Here is a 17,569-nt window from a genome sequence, read left to right as displayed (position 1 = left end):
TTCACCTCAAAGTTGAATGATTGATTTTGTTTCATACGCTTGTTGCATTGCGATGGCAACTTCAGTACTTTTCAAACCGTCAATACCTGTCACAGAAGCAGGTGCTTGGGTTTTAATCGCATCAATAAATGCACGTAACTCATTAACAAACGCGGCTTTGAAACGTTCTGGAAAATGTGTTGAGGTTGGACGTACGACGCCATTCGCATCGTATAATGTCACTAGATTTTTCTCTGGTGCATTACCAATACGAATCATTCCTTTCGTCCCAATGAGTTCTGTTTCAACATGATAGCCATGATGCGCATTCCGACCTGCAAGTAAATAGGCGATTACGCCATTGTTAAGTTCAGCAAGACACGCGCCAGTTTCCAATTCCTGACAAGCGTTTAATTCAGGTGCTGCGATGTTATGACCGAGGGCATAGACTGATTTAAATTCTGATTGGGTAAACCAGCGAATTAAATCAATGTCATGAATAGACATATCTAAAAAAATGCCCCCACTTGCCGCACCTTTCGCAAATTTGATAAAGGATGGTAAGCCTTCACTCGGATCAATGCCATAACAACGTATCGTCGTTAATGCACCTAATTCTCCTTGATCTACCAATTGTTTCGCATAACGGTAGGAATCATCGAAGCGCCGCATAAAACCGAGCTGAAACACTTGTTGTGGTGTTGCTTCAATTTTTTCAACCACTTTTTGAATGCTTGTCATCTCTAATCCCAACGGCTTTTCAGAAAAGACATGCAGCCCTTTATCTAATGCTTGCGTAATTTGAACAGTATGAAAACCACTCGGTGAGACGATGACAACTGCATCAAGCGCATCATTATTAATCATTTGCGAGTAAGACGTATACGTATAAGGCACCCCAAGCGTATGTTTAGCGTAATCCAGCTCTTCAGACACGACACTTGCCACTGCGTATAATTCCGCGTTTGGCAAATGATGCACAATATTCTCAGCATGTACCCTTCCTAAGCGTCCAAGTCCTACTTGTCCAATTTTTATAGTCATCCGCTCACCTTCAATCGATTAATATAATTTGGCGTTTTGCATTGCTTGTCTTTTTGTTTTCAATGCTTCTTGAATCGCGGCTTTGTCACTCACTTCTGACACCCCTACATTCCAAAATGATGCGTAGCCATCTGTCATAGTTTTAGGCAATGTTTTAATCTCGATGAGTGTAGAGGTCGTACATTTTTTGGCATCTTCAATCGCTTGTATTAATGCATCTTGTGTGTGAACTTTGTACGCTTTTGCGCCGTATCCTTCTGCCACTTTTTGATAATCAATATTTAAAATGCCACCTGAAGCCGTCGTAAATTCTGTACAAAAACTGTCGCTACCGTTCCCCATTTGAAGGTTATTAATACAACCGAAGCCACTATTATCAAATACAACGACATTGATTTTATGTTCATATTGCAATGCGGTAATCAATTCAGAATGCAACATTAAAAAGCTCCCATCACCGACTAAGGCATACACCTCTCGGTCAGGATGTGCGAGTTTTGCGCCTAATGCTGCCGCAATCTCGTAACCCATCGTCGAATACCCGTATTCCATATGATACGTATTGAATGCAGTCGTCTCCCAAAGCCGTTCTAAGTCACCTGGTAATGATCCAGCTGCTGCCACAATGATGGCATCATCCGCAACCGCTTCATTTAAGGCGATAAGGGCGTTGGTTTGAGGGAAAGAAGTCTTAAGTGCGTCCACATAATCCTGAAATTTTGACCGGCTAAAGTCATCTTGTATTTCTGGTTGGTAGTCATGCACTGTAGGATCAATGTGACTTAAACGTGTGCGTTCTTGTTGCCATTCTGCTTTCAGTTGATCCATACGCTGACGCCGTGTAGGTTGTAACGTTAATCGTTCTGATAATGCCGTTAATGTGGCTTTCGCATCGCCAACAAGGTCGATGCCATCAAGCTTTAACGCATCTGGACGGCGCACGTTAATATTGATAAACGTGGCATATTCAAAATCGAATGCGGTTTTAGAACTGGTTGTAAAATCCGAATATTTAGTGCCTATTCCAACAATGACATCCGCTGTTTGTGCATAAATATTCGCTGATGCAATACCTGTCACACCGATGCCACCTAAATTGTTAGGATGATTTGACAATAATGTAGATTTCCCTGCTTGCGTTTCGACAAAAGGAAGCTCATGCGTGGTGCTTATCGCATCGATGATATGCTGTGCTTCTGAATATTTCGCACCGCCACCGACAATCAATAACGGGCGTTCAGCTTTATTCAATGCCTCTGCAGCACATGTTAATGCACGGTCACTTGGCACAATGCGATCGACGTAATACACACGTTTTTTAAAAAATGAAGTTGGAAAGTCAAACGCTTCCCCTTGGACATCTTGACTTAGCGCAAGCGTCACTGGACCAGCCGTCGCAGGATTCGTCATCACTTCAAATGCACGTAAGAGTGCACTCATAATTTGTTCAGGTCGCGTAATACGATCAAAGTAGCGTGATACCGGCTTCAATGCATCATTTGTCGTTACACCACTGCTGTAATCGTGTTCAATTTGTTGTAAAACCGGATCAGGTTGACGCGTCGCAAAAGTATCTCCAGGAAGTAATAACACGGGAATATGATTGGCCAGTGCAGTCGCGGCCGCTGTAACTAAATTGGCAGAGCCAGGGCCAACTGATGATGTCACCGCAAATATTTTCTGACGCAATGATTGTTTCGCAAAACCTGTCGCCACATGCGTCATACCTTGTTCATTTTTACCTTGAATCACGGTAAGGTCGTCTTGATAGTGTGACAGTGCCTCACCTAGGCCAAGTACGTTTCCATGACCGAAGATATTCATGACACCTTCTACAAAACGGTGTTCTTCACCATCAATAGCAATATATTGTTGGGTCAAAAATTTCACGATGGCTTCACCTGTTGTCAGTTTGATTGTTTTAGACATCTTTTTCACTCCTGACTTTGTTCTTGAATAAGCGCTTCTATTTGATCCACTGTTGGCATGGCTTCACTCGAGCTATGACTACTAACGACTATCGCTGCTGAAGCTGCACCATATTCCAAGGCCTGTGCGACGTCACCTGTTTTCAGTAAGGCATATAAAAACGCGGCCGCATAAGAATCTCCTGCCCCAAACGTCTTCATTACATTGGCTTTAAACGCTTTACCTTTGTAACATGTACCATCTGAAGTAAAGGCATAGGAGCCTTGAACACCATGTTTAATCACAACAAGGTCACAGTGTTGTCCCGCAAAAATATTTTGACTGATGGCTTCGTCCGATAAATGTTTAAACGCATCCACCATATCGTATTCATCACGTGTACCGATGACCACGTCTGCTTGTTTACATACAAGGTCATAATAAATAGAAGTTTCTTCGGCATTTGTCCACGTATACGGGCGGTAATCCAACTCAAATACCACTTTAACCCCTGAAGCCTTTGCGATAGACAATGCTTTTAGGACCGCTTCCCTCGATGGTGATTGTGCCAACGCCACACCTGAAATCAATAACATTTCAGAATTTTCAATAAATTTAGGGCTGACGTGTTCTGGTCTTAAATATAAATCCGCAACTTCTTCTCGATACATTAAAATACTTGACGCTTCTGGACTTAAAATTTCAGTAAAAGTAAGTCCTGACTTATGACCTTCGTCATCGATATGAATGTACGAGTTATCCACACCGACCTCTTTAAAATAGTTAGTAATAAAACGGCCATGTTGATCATCAGACACATTTGCGATCATGCCTACATTTAATCCCAACTTCGCAGCGCCAATCATAATATTAGACGGCGAGCCACCGACGTATTTCGCGAACGTTTTCGTTTCTTCCATTGGTCGATTCATCTCTACCGCATTTAAATCAATCGCAGCACGTCCAATCGCAACGATATCTTTCTTGTCTTTCATACTGATGCCTCCTTAGTCACAGTGAATAATCCATTCATGGTCTTTCGCATTATGAAATTTCCAAATCTTTTTCGGTCCCGCCATCACATTCAAGTAATAACTATCATAGCCATCAGGGACACCGACAGGATGATAGCCTTTTGGAACGACGACCACATCTCGGTGCGATACCGTCATAGTTTCATCTAACGTGAGATCATCGGTATACACACGTTGGAATACAAATCCTTGTGAGGGATTCATTTCATGATAGTACGTTTCTTCTAACAACGACTCATGTGGGAGATTGTCTTGATCATGTTTATGCGGCGGATAGCTCGACCAGTTACCTTGATTCGTGTACACTTCAACGACCAATAAATTTTCACTTGCCTCATGGGAATCCGGCAAAATATTATGCACATGACGCTGATTCGCATATTTCCCACGATCTTCAACGGTATTGTCTTCCGCAGCAATCAATACGGTCGGACGTTGGGTTGCACATGGCGCAAAACATAAAATAACGGTCGCAGCTTGTTCAGCAACGATTTCTACATGATGGTCTCGTGAAATGTACACACTATCTGTAGGAATGCGGTCAAACGCACTTTCACGACGTCCAAGGTGGTCGAACGTCGCATCATCCGTCATCACTTGAATACGTCCCGTATGCACCACGACACATACTTCCAAATCTTCTGTTTGAAAGGCATACGCCGCGCCTGCTTTTAAATCAATGACACGAAAGGCGATATAACGTAAGCCTAAATCAGCCATTGAATAATCATGAATCGCATGCACCTCAGCTTGTGACTGAGATGCAGCTTTTTTAAGTAAATGTGACATAAACGCCCTCCTTACCATCTCGGATCGCCGTGACGCGCAGTAACGACTTTACGATGCGTATAAAACTCCACACTGTCTTTACCATTACAATGTAATGAGCCAAAGAATGATGATTTCCAACCTGAGAATGGGAAAATAGCCATCGGCGCCGGCACACCTAAATTAATGCCTAGCATCCCTGCATCAATATGTTCTCTGAAATAACGAATAGACGATGCACTATCAGTAAATAAACATGCCCCATTCGCAAATTCAGATTGATTCGCCAGTTGAATCCCTTCTTTTAAACTTGAAATTTTCACAAGCGACAACACCGGCGCAAAAATTTCGTCTTGCCAAATCGTCATATCCGTTGTGACATTTTCAAAAATACTTGGTTTCACGAAATAGCCGTCATCTTGATTACCTTCGCGTCCGTCTAAAACGAGAGTTGCTCCTTCTTCAATACCTTGATCCACATACGCGAGCGTTCGACGTTTATTTTCTTCACGAATGACTGGCCCTAAAAAGACGTTGTCTTCGATGCCATTTCCAATCACAATGTCTTTCGACGCTTGAACTAACTTTTCTTTAAATTGGTCATACACCCCGTCTTGAACAGCAACTACAGCTGCGGCCATACAACGCTCACCTGCTGAACCAAAAGCTGCTCCAATGACGTCTTTAACTGCCGCATCAATATCCGCATCATTTAACACAAGCGTATGATTTTTCGCACCTGTTAAACATTGCACACGCTTTAAATGCGCTGTCGCTTTTTTATACACAATTTCACCAACCGGTTTAGACCCTACAAACGACACCGCTTTAATCTGTTCATTTTCACAAATACCTGTCACGACATCATTCGCACCATGAACAACGTTAAAGACACCTTTAGGCAACCCTGCTTCTTCAAGTAAATCCACAAGTTTATTGACGAGTAATGGTGTTTTTTCAGAAGGTTTAATAATAAACGTATTCCCAACCGCAATCGCCATTGGAAACATCCAACACGGCACCATCATTGGGAAGTTAAATGGTGTAATCCCTCCAACAACACCTACTGGATAACGATAATTAGTGCCTTCGATATTGGTCGCAATGCTAGAAAGCGAATCACCCATCATTAACGACGGCGCACCACATGCAAATTCGACATTTTCAATCCCACGTTGCACTTCACCTAATGCTTCGGTCGTGTTTTTACCATTTTCCTTCGTAATAATCGCTGCTAATGCCTCTTTATTTTCAAGCAGTAATTGTTGAAACTTGAATAAAATACGGGCACGTTTCGGTACCGCAACCTCTTTCCAAGATTCGAACGCTTGATGCGCCACTTCCGCTGCATGATTTAACTCTTCACGCGTAGACACTGGCACTTTCGCTATCAACTCTTTCGTTGCAGGGTTAACCACATCAATGGTTTCAGTAGCTTGAGACGCCACCCATTGTCCACCAATATAATTCTTTAAAACTTCAACCATAATTTAACCTCCTATTATCGTAAGCGCTTTCAAATGGTCATAAAAAATATATGAGCATATTATGATTAACTTTTGGTCATATATTGGTTGTAATTTTATAATATACACAATTGTCTGTCAACTATTTATCATTTTGTAATACTTGACGTTGTTATTTGGTTTAATTTTGGGTATATTCATAGTAATGGAGGTATCGACATGAAAGCGAAACGCATTTTTGAAATAGAAGCCTATATTAATCAACAAAAAGCCGTCACATTAGAAGAATTATGTGCGCATTTTGACGTGTCACTGAATACCATACGCCGTGATATCAATGAATTAACAAAACTGAACCGCGTTAAGAAAGTGTATGGCGGTGTTGAAACCCTCGACCCTACACTGCCATCTGCGGTAGATTATACAGATCGTAATATTGAAAATGCGGCCAGTAAAAAAGCTATCGGACGTCTTGCCGCAAAACTTATACAACCGCATGACATTATCTATATTGATACCGGCACGACAACGATTCATATTTTAGATCACGTCGATAAAAATTTACCGTTTACCATTATTACGAACAGTTTGGACGTTATTAATAAAGCCAGTCACTTTAACCATGTCGAATTATTCATTATCGGCGAACAATACAAAAAAACAACACGGTCATTTATCGGACTAGAAACGAACGTATTGTTAAAAAAGTTTAATATCCAAAAAGCCTTTATGGCCGCCACAGGTGTGAATATTAATAACGGATTGAGTAATTCAGAAATCGAAGAAAATCATATAAAACAAATCATTATGAGTAAAACAGCAGAAGCCTACGTATGTGTCGATCATAGTAAAATGAACAAATCGACGTTATTGACCTATGCACCTTTAAACGCGATTCACACCATTATTACCAATCAAGCGCTACCACATAACTTACAACATTATGCATCCGAACATCATATCGATGTCGTCTATTAAACGACACAAACGCCTTCAATCGTCAACAATGTGACAGTTGAAGGCGTTATTTTGTGTTGAGATGTATGTGATTTCCAGTAAACGAATGCAATCATTGTAGTCGCTTCCCTCATGCAAATTAACGTGTTCTACTGAACATCATGAAACTCTCATCACATCAAATGGCCCACTATATCAATAAACCTATGAAAAATCAGTTATTAAATCCTAATAAAACGTCGCTAATCAAATAAAGAAATAAATAAAATAATTAAAGGGATAAACAAAATAAGGAAAGAGGTAAATATAGTGAGCCATCTCATGTGTCAGTAGAATGTGAATCGTAGTAGGATACACCTCAATATGTGATGTGATATCGCTTAAAATAACTATGCGTCCATTTGAGAAAGATGCGCATTGTTTTGATATTCATTGTAGAGCAGCAAAAACGTTTCAAGTGTAGGAACAGGAATACCTGTGTTAGAGGATAAATCACTTATAGACTGATGCTTAAGTAGGTCTAAAACTTCTTCTATTTCTTGAGGTGTAAAGCGGTAATGTCCAAATTGAACGAGCTGTTCATCAATAAAGTGACAGTATTGATAGTATTCATCGTTAAAATAACCAATCAAATCTTCAATGACATCGTCTGTTAAGGCTTCGGGAGAAAAATCGAAATTATGTTCGATCACTTTAAAATGAATATTACGACGTTGGAACATTCTTAAAAGCGATTCAAATAATTCGACAGAGTTACATAAAGATGTCAGTGATACTGTCACGACCGTATCGCCATTGTTTAACGGGTGTTTTAAAAAGTCCAAATCATCTAACGTCATGCCCTCAAAATAAGCATCACAATAGGATACATACACCGCTTCACATTGTTGCGCTTTTAATTTCTCTTGGTAATGTTTAACCATAGGTATTGAATGTCTAACAAAACTTGTTCCAATAATCATAGGAACACCTCCGAGGATGAATTTCAAGAATCGGTGTCCACTTAAGAGCACATCGATACGTCCCCTTATCATCGTATTATTTCTATTTCAACAACAAATGGATTCATAAAGTAAAAAGGAATGGAGTAGAATCACTAAAAAAGAGGAAAATCAGAAGTCTAAAAAGTAAAGGCTGTTCTTGATGAATTTAATATAACACACCTTTAAGATTTGTACAATACTATTTTAAATAATATAAAATTCGTTAAATTACTATAATTTATGAAAAAATGCGGGGGTTATCCCCTCAAAAATTGAAGAATTTTTCGAAAAACGTGAAAAATGAAGAGAAAACAAGGGCAAAAAATTTTTCTAGATAAAAAAAACATCCTAAACAAGCAATGCACTTGTTTAGGATGTATTGACTTATATTCAACAAAAGAGAGGTATAAATACTTTTTCACTCTACGATTCGGTCAAATTACACAAACATCTTTTGAAGTAAAGCTTGTTTGAGTTGTTTTAAATAATCTAGTTTAGTAGATTGAGTTTTGATTAAATTGTCTAATTTATCTAAGAATTCTCCAATTCTCTCCTGTTCCACAATACTAGGCAGCATTATATCAAATGTTAACAAAGTGTCTTCATGAATTCGTTTACTACCAGTACCCGATGAAAAAGATTTTTTTCTTATAGTAACTTTCCCTCGAGATGTAATTCATAAAGTAACTTTCAGAGATTTTATTTTTATCTAAATTTAAAGTTGGAACATCGCTAGAGCTATAAAATTGATTTAGTGAAAGGCCAAAAGCGAACCTATGAATAACAATAAGTAACCAACATATATGAATTTATTAGAATTTTGTTCAAGGCTACAGACGGGTAAAATTTTTGCTATCCATTCCAGTAAAAATATTCTATTCATTTTTCTACTTGCTTGATCACCTTTAAAACTTTGATTTTTAATCATATTAAAAATATTAATCACTTTATAAATCACTTTCTTTATGTTTCTCATTAACATATGTATTACCCTTTTTAAATATGCTATGTTACCTAATGTTATTAAAACGATGAGTAAAAATAAAAATATTAAAAACATAGTGTATACCACCATAGCCCTTCCCCCTTATGTATTTGTTAAATGCTTTTTTAATTTTATATCATTATCATTTTACGCAATCAAGACCACTAAACCCCCACTTTTCATTAATATGCATGTATAATAATGAAATTAATATCTATTTCTCTATATCATCCTTGATATGACTGGTGTTAAACGGCATCACAACGCCAATACTAAACTTGCATATTTATTGGAAAAATGCCATCTTTATTTAAAGTTATATTACATTTTGATTTCAGCACCTTTACATTTGTATAAATACTAAAAGTCATATATATTATTCATATGTTGCTATTATTAAGATATAATAATTTAGTAACTTAGAGGACGTATGTGCTTTTGGAAATGACGTACGACGGTTACCTCAACGCATCGACATACATAGTTTCATTAACGCTTTACGCGTCGATGCCTAATTTTTAATAAATTTAAGGATGTTATGAATGACCCAAACAGAATTAAAAAGAACGAAACCTGTTCATACGCAAAAATATCTCCCTGGTCTCGACGGTTTTAGAGCGATTGCCGTCATCGCAATTATAATCTTTCACTTGAATCCTCTATGGTTGCCAGGTGGATTTTTAGGTGTAGATACCTTCTTTGTCATTTCCGGTTTTTTAATTACATCTTTGTTAGTCGCTGAATACGACAAAACTGGAAAGATTGACTTGCCAGCATTCTGGTTACGCCGTGTGAAACGGTTGATCCCTGCAGTTATGTTTATGCTTGCAGTTGTGTTAACGTATGCCATTATTTTTGAACCAGATATTATACTTGCATTAAAGAAAGATGCGATTGCTGCTGTCTTTTATGTCTCAAACTGGTGGTATATCATACAGGATGTTGATTATTTTAATCAATTTTCGATCGCACCGTTAAAACATTTATGGTCATTAGCAATTGAAGAGCAATTTTATCTCTTCTTTCCTTTTATTCTATATATGATCTTTAAGCTACGAAAAAGACAATATACGTTTATCATATTTTTTGTCATCTCGTTAATCTCATTAGGATTGATGATGTATTTATCTACGGTGACAAGTAGTACAGCACGTGTGTACTTCGGTACAGATACACGTCTTCAAACGTTGTTGCTTGGGGCGATGTTAGCGTTAGTATGGCCACCATTTCGTTTGAAGAAACAAGTAGCGTTGAAACTCCGCACATCTGTTGATTTTGTCGGATTCATCAGTTTTGCGTTGCTGATCTATATCATTTTTAATGTTAGTGAGCATGACAAATGGATTTATCAAGGTGGCTTTTATTTAATCTCATTCGTGACGTTATTTACGATTGCGAGTGTGGTTCACCCATCTGGATGGTTTGCGAAACTGATTGGCAATCCATTATTTGTCGCGATTGGTAAACGTTCTTATAGTTTATATTTATGGCATTATCCGGTGATTGTATTACTACATCGCCATTTTGTGGCAGGACAAATTCCATATTACGTCTATATTATTGATGTCGTATTAATGGTGGCGCTTGCTGAGTTGTCATATCGCTTTATTGAAAATCCAATTCGTAAAAAAGGCTTTCGCGCATTTTCATTCAAACCACATCAAGCGTCTCGCTTTTTAAGATTGGCGCTGTTACTATTGTTAGCTGTTCCATCTATATTATTGATGAGTGGTCAATTTGATCAACTTGGAAAAGCTAATAGTACGCAAAAAGAAACATCATTTACGAATAAGACGCACAAACCGAAAACGAATCCTGCTGATACGAATGAACAAAAGAAAGTTGATCCGAAACAGTTAGCGCCGTTACTTATTGGTGACTCTGTGATGGTAGATATTGGTAATGTCTTCCAAAAACAAGTCCCAAATGCGACGATTGATGGTAAAGTCGGTCGTCAATTGAATGAAGCCAATGCCCTCATCTCTTCGCAATATCAAAGTTTTGCGAAACCTAATAAAGATGTCGTGATGCAACTGGGTACGAACGGTGCTTTTACTGAAGATCAAGTCAATGAAATTATTGATAATCTCGGAAAAGCACAAATTTATTTTGTGAATACACGTGTGCCACGTGACTATGAAAAAAATGTCAATGATACCTTGAAGACAGCTGCTGACAAACATAAAAACGTCCACCTCATCGATTGGCATAAAGCATCCGGTGGTCATCCTGAATATTTCGCATATGATGGTATTCATTTAGAATACGCTGGGCAAAAAGCATTAAGTCAGTTAATCGTTGATGGATTAAAACAACAGCACGCCAAACAAAATAAATCATCTTAACCTATTAAACAGGTGCCAGACTGTATACAGTACTGGCGCCTTTTTTGTCACTTTTAGTGATATGTGGTAGGATAAAATAAACTCAATACATTTTTTATATGATTCATTATAAAAATAGTCATTCATGGCACCTTATTGGAGGGATTCGTGTGAGAAGACAAGAACGTAATCGAGATTATCCGAGAATTGAAAAGATTTTAGATGATGGTACTATCATTGCTTATGACAAGTTTAACCAATTGAATACGGATTTAAATATCAACACCTTAACGGATCAACAACAACATGAAGTCTTTGGTGGTATTTTAATTCGCCCACAGCGCAATTCAAATGCATATAATGAAAGAGATTACCGTCGTGAACAACTTCAACAAGAAGAAATCGAATCGTCAAAACGGAAAAACAAATGGCTGATTTTATTACTATTCATCGTCGCTATTGCCTTAGTCGCTTTAATCGTTAAATCATGTACGGGCACGAATGATAAACAAGCGGCAAATGATCCCAACACATCTGACCCAACGAATCAAAACGATGCGCAATTGGTTCAACAAAAAAATGAACAACTCCAACAACAAGTGGAAGATGCGAAAAAAAGTATTGAAAATAACCAATCTGACACGCAAAGTAAAATTGATGCATTGAAACAAGAAATTGCATCATTGAAAAATAACACGGATACACAACAAGCAAATAAAGTGGCTGATGAATACAATAAAACTGCTGATAATTTACAAAACGCAGAAAATGAACGCCAAAATGGCAATAATGATGAAATGCAGCGTGAATTAGATAAAGTGAATTCTAAATTACAAGAAATTAAAGATAAAATAACCGAATTCTTTAAAAAAGATAAATAAAAATATGCATCTGGTGTAATCTAAAACATCGCCTCCATAATAGCTATGGAAGGCGATGTTTTTTTGTTCATTTAATTTTAAATATGCAATGCACGTATTTTCTTTTCTTCATAGAATGCGACAATACCCAATAAGATAATGCCTACGAATAGTGCAAAATAGAATACTATGAAGACGTCTGTCCAACCCGTGAGTGTATAGCCAAACACATGAAGCCCATCTGATTTAGGGTCTGCAATTTTCGCTAAACCGACTTTAGCCATTGAATCACCAAATAAATACGCAAATGAACCGGTCATACCATTGGCTACACTGATGGCACGTTTAGGCACGAATCCTGTTAATGACACCCCTATAAGTAATTGAGGTCCAAAAATGAGCGCACCTAAAGCGAATAATGAAATGTTAACCATGAGTACACTCGTAGCATTCGTATAGAACAACACGACAAATGTGATAAGGAACATACATCCAATCGCAACAATGGCACGTCGCCCTTTTAATATATCTGAGACATATCCCCATAATAAACTTGCGACAAGTGCACCAATTTCAAAATAAAAAATTGTGTTAATCGCATCTGATTTATTAAAGCCTAAATGTTCACTTACATACAGCGGGGCCCAATTATCGATACCGATTCTAACAATATACACAAATACATTTGAAATACATAATATCCAAATGACCGGATTTTTTAAAATGTATCTCTTGAATATTTCCCATTTTGTCATGCCATGGGAGTCGATATTTTCTTGATCCACAGGCTCTTCCCATATCTCTTCAGCACGGTTCCACCCGAGTTCTTCAGGATCGTCTTTACCAATAAATAAACCTACTACACCAATCAAGATCGCTATGACCGCTGGGAAGATAAACATCCCTACCACGCTACCGTTGAAAAAGACGTTCGCCCCCCATAATGCGAGACCACCCGCAATCCCACCACCGATATTATGTGACGCATTCCAAAATCCTAAATAACGGCCTCGCTTCGTTCGAGGTGCCCATCTAGAAATAGTAGAGTAACTTGCAGGACCTCCAACCGATTGGAAGACCCCATTTAGACCCCAAAGAACAATAAAAATACCTAAGACATTTCCGAAGAAACTTAATAATAATCCCATTAATAATACAGAAATTGACGATAAAATCAGTAACACAGAAATGATTTTTTTCGTGTTCTTACCATCAATAAAATAACCTAAAAGAGATTTTCCTAATCCATATGTAATACTAAATGCGAGTCCGATATAACCCAATTCCGTCGTCGTCAGCCCAATTTCATCTTTCAATAATGGGCCTGCTGCTTTAAAATTATTTCGAATTAAATACATCGCCATATATGTAAAGAAGACGACAAGAAAAGCTTGTAAGAAGTTCCTTAACCATAGTTTTCGTTGAACTGATAAAGGAATCCCTTTGTTTGGAAGTTTTTGAATCTCAAAAAATTGCATGTCCTCACCTCAAGTATAAAATCAACGTAACAATGCATTGTGGGCGAGCGCTTTAGTGTAAAGAAAGAAGGCTTCTCATCGCTGTCGGAATCAAATGATAAATCCAGAGACATTTAAAAGGCTATTTAAAGATATAATTTTTTACATGATACGCGAAATTTGAAGTTTCTTATTCTTTATTTATTAAAGCGTTCATTGTTGTGATTGTCATTATTATATAATGTTATTACGCTTTATTAGTATTATACCATTTATATTAATAATAAAAATTGTTGATTCTAAAAAAGTCTGTACATTTAATGACGATTTCTGTACAGACTTTTCAAATATTCACTATGATAATATAATATCCAACACTTTATGAATATAATCCTCTTGCGTGAATGCCTTTTTGTTTTTAGCATAAAAGTAAAAGTCACTAGAGAAACAATGTAATAAAATATGCGTGATAAAATAATCATCCGGTGGCGTATCAAATTGAGCATTAATGCGTACCGCAAGTTCATGATAAAACGGGATTTCCACCATTGATATCGTACGATTCATCGATTTTTCAATGAATGATAATGTCTGAAAATGTGACTCTTTTAAAGTGACATAAATACGCAGTAAACCTTCTAACCGTTCATAAGTCGAAGCGTCGTTATGCGCTTCTAGAAAAGTATCCATCTCTTTAAACATATCTTCAGCCTGCGCATCTAATAATGCGATACATAAAACGGCCTTGTTTTCATAATGACGATAAAGTGTGCCAACACCGACACCTGAAGCTTTTGCGATATCTGCCATTTTCATGTCTACAATATTAACGCCTTGTTGCGATAATGCCAACACGGTTTCTAAAATGAGTGCTTTATTTTCACGCGCGTCTCGACGTTTTTTATGTGTTTGAGCCATCGCTATCCTCCAAGCGTTGCACTTTTACATTTAGGTTGAAGTAATCTTTCAACATTTGGCGATAATTATCAGGTGTGACATCCATTTTACGTTTTTCACCGTTTTCAGTTAAGGTTAAATGATTTTGTGACATTGTAGCACGACCATTTTTTGTAGGCATCGTCACTACTAAGCGTTGCACAAAGATTGAATTGGGATGTGTTTGATTATAATCAATATTGTATTCAAACGAAGCTAACGTACGTGGCGTCATTTCTGCTTCATATTTCGTTTGCCATACATCATTTTCACATTTTTGAATTTCAAAATGAGAGGCATGTTCATCTTGAAAAACGGCTCTAAACATCCCCGTATGATCTTGGACTACAGGAATGTCACTCGTTTTACTTAAAGGAATCGCTTGAAGTGGCAAATCCCCAAACCCTACATCCGCGATATACTTCTTATCATCAATTTCTACAATCGTAGACATATGAGATCCAGGTAAACTGCGGCCGCCTCCAGGTGTATGAATAGTCGCAGACACATTATATGCAGTAAACCCTTTTTCTAAAAGATACGTTTTAAATAAAGTGTTCAATTCATAACAAAATCCCCCACGTTCATGGTTTACAACTTTGTCATAAATATCATCGACCGCCACCGAAATCCGAATTTGATTTTGAACATCAATATTTTCAAAAGGTACTTTTTTCATAAACTGTGCTACATAATGATTTAATGCCTCAATCGAGGGGCTTTCAAATTGTGTCACATCGATATTCAAATAAGTCTCCAAACCTTTTACGTTCACCTTCTACACTCCTTTATCTCTTCGATTTTAATACTTTAATGGTAATACGATATCTTTTCACTTTTCAAACGGAATGCATTCCAAATATTTTTTTCGGAACAGATTCCGTTTATGATAAATCACTATCCCTTTAATTGTCCTATACCGCATCATTTAAGGCTTTTGAACTCTCATTTATTAACGTAAACATGCGTGCAAATTCTTAGAAGTTTGTAAAAGTACAAGCTTATAATGAGGATATGAAAATGAAAAAAGGAGACTTATGTCATGATCAATTATACAAATACAGCTTTAATATTAATCGATTTACAAAATGGGATTCTATCTATGGATACTGCACCACATTCAACACAGACTGTTTTAAAAAATGCAGAACGTATGATTCAAAATTTCAGAGAAAATGATGGCTTTATCGCATTCGTCCGTGTTAATTTTCACGATGGAAAAGACGCATTGAAACCACAGCTTGCGGAACAACAACTTCCAGGTAAACCTGACAAGGATTTTGCCAAGTTTCCAGATCGGTTCAATGTGACTGAACAAGATTATATCGTTAATAAACGTGGTTTTAGTGCGTTCTTTGGGACAGATTTAGATTTACAACTTCGCCGTCGCGGTATTAAAAATATCATCATAGGTGGTATTTCTACACATATGGGTGTGGATACGACTGCACGCGATGCATATCAATATGGATACGAACAATATTTTGTGGAAGATATGATGGCGGCACCTCAAACAGAACTGCATCAATTTTCCGTACACTATTCATTCCCTCTCATGGGTACGATTACAACTACTGACGCACTCTTACGTTAGGAGGGTGTCTATGAAGAAGAAACCAAGTGTCACATTCATACTTGTCATGGCAGGACTTGCGGCGTTTGGCCCGCTTTCGATTGATATGTATCTCCCTGCTTTACCACAAGTAGCCTCAACATTACACACATCAACCACTCAGACGCAACTCACACTTACATTCTTTATGTTCGGACTTGCCTTAGGTAACATCATCTTCGGTGTCCTTTCAGACCAAACTGGACGTAAACGCCCACTCATTTTTAGTTTAATGATGTACATCGCCTTTTCATTGATTTGCGCACTCGCAACACATGTTGACGTCCTCATCATCGCCCGCTTCTTCCAAGGTATCGCCGGCGGTGCGGGAATCGTGCTATCACGCGCCATCGCGAGTGACCGCTATAAAGGTAATGACTTAACGAAATTTCTCGCCATGCTGATGCTTGTCAATGGTGCTGCACCCGTATTTGCGCCAATGATTGGAGGCATACTTACAAGCCATGTCAGTTATCATGTCATCTTTTATAGTTTAAGTGTCCTCAGTATACTCATGCTTATTGGCGTCTACTTTAAAGTCGATGAAAGTTTAGTCCTTCAACATAGAAGTTCTACAGGATTCAAACCCGTACTCGAGGACTTTAAACAGTTACTACATCGCAAAACATTTATACTGCCAATACTTATACAAAGTTTAACGTTTGCGTTATTTTTTAGCTATATGGCCGCATCACCATTTATCTTGCAGAATATATACGGCTTGAGTCCCCAAACATACAGTTATATATTTGCGATCACAGGACTTGGCCTCATAGGTACCGCACAACTTACCGCACGTTTGGTTGATCAAATCAATCCATTGGTGTTATTTAGAGGCTTTAGCATCATTCAACTTTTAGGGGCCATCATTGTCATCAGCGCACTGATCAATCATTGGACATTATCCATACTCATCCCTGGATTTTTCTTAATCGTAGCCTCAGTGTCCGGTGTGGCTACATTAGGATTTTCCATCGCCATGAATGGACAGAAAAAAGCCGTGGGCAGTGCATCTAGCCTGATTGGCTTACTTCAATATTTTGTAGGCGCAGCCACCACACCACTCGTTGGACTTATGGGCGATCACAACGCTATACCTTATATCATTGTACTTATCATTACTTTAATCCTTATCTTCACACTCCATGCGATACATTACAAACATTTAAAAAGTGTGCACACATAAAAAAGCACCCCATAAAGTTAGAGTTATCCGTCCAACTTTATAGGGTGTATCCTTTTTCTCATAGAAAGTC

16 protein-coding genes are annotated in these 17,569 nt (G+C 37.9%); 5 read left to right on the top strand and 11 right to left on the bottom strand.

Features of this window, described 5'->3' with window-relative positions:
- Positions 1 to 6 precede the first annotated feature (6 nt).
- From G8Y85_RS11700 to G8Y85_RS11680, 5 genes are read right to left on the bottom strand one after another with little or no spacing between them, the layout of a single operon-like run.
- Positions 7 to 1,023: a Gfo/Idh/MocA family protein gene (locus G8Y85_RS11700; protein ID WP_103346238.1), complete on the bottom strand. Its 1,017-nt coding sequence runs from the start codon at positions 1,021 to 1,023 to the stop codon at positions 7 to 9.
- A gap of 18 nt (positions 1,024 to 1,041) precedes the next feature.
- Positions 1,042 to 2,952 (bottom strand): 3D-(3,5/4)-trihydroxycyclohexane-1,2-dione acylhydrolase (decyclizing), encoded by a 1,911-nt coding sequence (gene iolD / locus G8Y85_RS11695; protein ID WP_165805889.1) that lies wholly within the window; start codon positions 2,950 to 2,952, stop codon positions 1,042 to 1,044.
- Between the two features lie 5 nt (positions 2,953 to 2,957).
- A complete protein-coding gene (gene iolC, locus G8Y85_RS11690; RefSeq protein WP_165805888.1) occupies positions 2,958 to 3,926 on the bottom strand; it encodes a 5-dehydro-2-deoxygluconokinase in 969 nt (322 codons plus the stop codon).
- A 12-nt stretch (positions 3,927 to 3,938) separates the two neighbouring features.
- Positions 3,939 to 4,754, bottom strand: coding sequence for a 5-deoxy-glucuronate isomerase (gene iolB, locus G8Y85_RS11685; protein ID WP_165805887.1), 816 nt, complete (start codon positions 4,752 to 4,754; stop codon positions 3,939 to 3,941).
- Between the two features lie 11 nt (positions 4,755 to 4,765).
- On the bottom strand, positions 4,766 to 6,220 hold the full coding sequence (locus G8Y85_RS11680; protein WP_165805886.1) for a CoA-acylating methylmalonate-semialdehyde dehydrogenase: 1,455 nt from the start codon (positions 6,218 to 6,220) through the stop codon (positions 4,766 to 4,768).
- 198 nt (positions 6,221 to 6,418) lie between these two features.
- Here G8Y85_RS11680 and G8Y85_RS11675 point away from each other — a divergent pair, with 198 nt between their 5' ends.
- Positions 6,419 to 7,177 (top strand): DeoR/GlpR family DNA-binding transcription regulator, encoded by a 759-nt coding sequence (locus G8Y85_RS11675; protein WP_107368956.1) that lies wholly within the window; start codon positions 6,419 to 6,421, stop codon positions 7,175 to 7,177.
- A 368-nt stretch (positions 7,178 to 7,545) separates the two neighbouring features.
- Here the strand turns inward: G8Y85_RS11675 and G8Y85_RS11670 are convergent, their stop codons facing one another.
- The 3 genes from G8Y85_RS11670 to G8Y85_RS11660 all read right to left on the bottom strand — a co-directional run bounded on the left by G8Y85_RS11670 (position 7,546) and on the right by G8Y85_RS11660 (position 9,214).
- A complete protein-coding gene (locus G8Y85_RS11670; RefSeq protein ID WP_165805885.1) occupies positions 7,546 to 8,118 on the bottom strand; it encodes a recombinase family protein in 573 nt (190 codons plus the stop codon).
- 460 nt (positions 8,119 to 8,578) lie between these two features.
- Positions 8,579 to 8,791 (bottom strand): restriction endonuclease subunit S, encoded by a 213-nt coding sequence (locus tag G8Y85_RS11665; protein ID WP_275087442.1) that lies wholly within the window; start codon positions 8,789 to 8,791, stop codon positions 8,579 to 8,581.
- Between the two features lie 99 nt (positions 8,792 to 8,890).
- Positions 8,891 to 9,214, bottom strand: a complete 324-nt coding sequence (locus G8Y85_RS11660; RefSeq protein ID WP_165805884.1) for a hypothetical protein — start codon at positions 9,212 to 9,214, stop codon at positions 8,891 to 8,893.
- A gap of 452 nt (positions 9,215 to 9,666) precedes the next feature.
- Here G8Y85_RS11660 and G8Y85_RS11655 point away from each other — a divergent pair, with 452 nt between their 5' ends.
- Positions 9,667 to 11,469: an acyltransferase family protein gene (locus tag G8Y85_RS11655; protein ID WP_103346451.1), complete on the top strand. Its 1,803-nt coding sequence runs from the start codon at positions 9,667 to 9,669 to the stop codon at positions 11,467 to 11,469.
- Between the two features lie 149 nt (positions 11,470 to 11,618).
- Positions 11,619 to 12,329, top strand: coding sequence for a hypothetical protein (locus G8Y85_RS11650; protein ID WP_103346450.1), 711 nt, complete (start codon positions 11,619 to 11,621; stop codon positions 12,327 to 12,329).
- 77 nt (positions 12,330 to 12,406) lie between these two features.
- On the opposite strand, the gene uhpT is transcribed toward G8Y85_RS11650, so the two are convergent.
- The 3 genes from uhpT to G8Y85_RS11635 form a co-directional block, all read right to left on the bottom strand.
- Positions 12,407 to 13,786: a hexose-6-phosphate:phosphate antiporter gene (gene uhpT / locus G8Y85_RS11645; RefSeq protein ID WP_165805883.1), complete on the bottom strand. Its 1,380-nt coding sequence runs from the start codon at positions 13,784 to 13,786 to the stop codon at positions 12,407 to 12,409.
- Between the two features lie 333 nt (positions 13,787 to 14,119).
- Positions 14,120 to 14,683 carry a TetR/AcrR family transcriptional regulator gene (locus G8Y85_RS11640; protein ID WP_060551924.1) on the bottom strand — a complete coding sequence of 188 codons (564 nt, stop codon included), beginning with the start codon at positions 14,681 to 14,683 and terminating at the stop codon, positions 14,120 to 14,122.
- Positions 14,667 to 15,476, bottom strand: a complete 810-nt coding sequence (locus G8Y85_RS11635; protein ID WP_165805882.1) for an arylamine N-acetyltransferase — start codon at positions 15,474 to 15,476, stop codon at positions 14,667 to 14,669. The genes G8Y85_RS11640 and G8Y85_RS11635 overlap by 17 nt, the downstream gene beginning before the upstream one ends.
- A 267-nt stretch (positions 15,477 to 15,743) precedes the next feature.
- Here G8Y85_RS11635 and G8Y85_RS11630 point away from each other — a divergent pair, with 267 nt between their 5' ends.
- Positions 15,744 to 16,295 carry an isochorismatase family protein gene (locus G8Y85_RS11630; protein WP_060551926.1) on the top strand — a complete coding sequence of 184 codons (552 nt, stop codon included), beginning with the start codon at positions 15,744 to 15,746 and terminating at the stop codon, positions 16,293 to 16,295.
- 10 nt (positions 16,296 to 16,305) lie between these two features.
- Positions 16,306 to 17,499, top strand: coding sequence for a putative multidrug effflux MFS transporter TcaB (locus G8Y85_RS11625; protein WP_165805881.1), 1,194 nt, complete (start codon positions 16,306 to 16,308; stop codon positions 17,497 to 17,499).
- The last annotated feature ends 70 nt before the right edge of the window (positions 17,500 to 17,569 follow it).

Origin of the sequence: Staphylococcus sp. 11007852, from assembly GCF_011394325.1 — a bacterium.
GTDB classification, from domain to species: Bacteria; Bacillota; Bacilli; order Staphylococcales; family Staphylococcaceae; genus Staphylococcus; species Staphylococcus agnetis.
The sequence above is the reverse complement of the archived record's forward strand: the minus strand, read 5'-3'. Positions and strand labels throughout refer to the sequence as shown.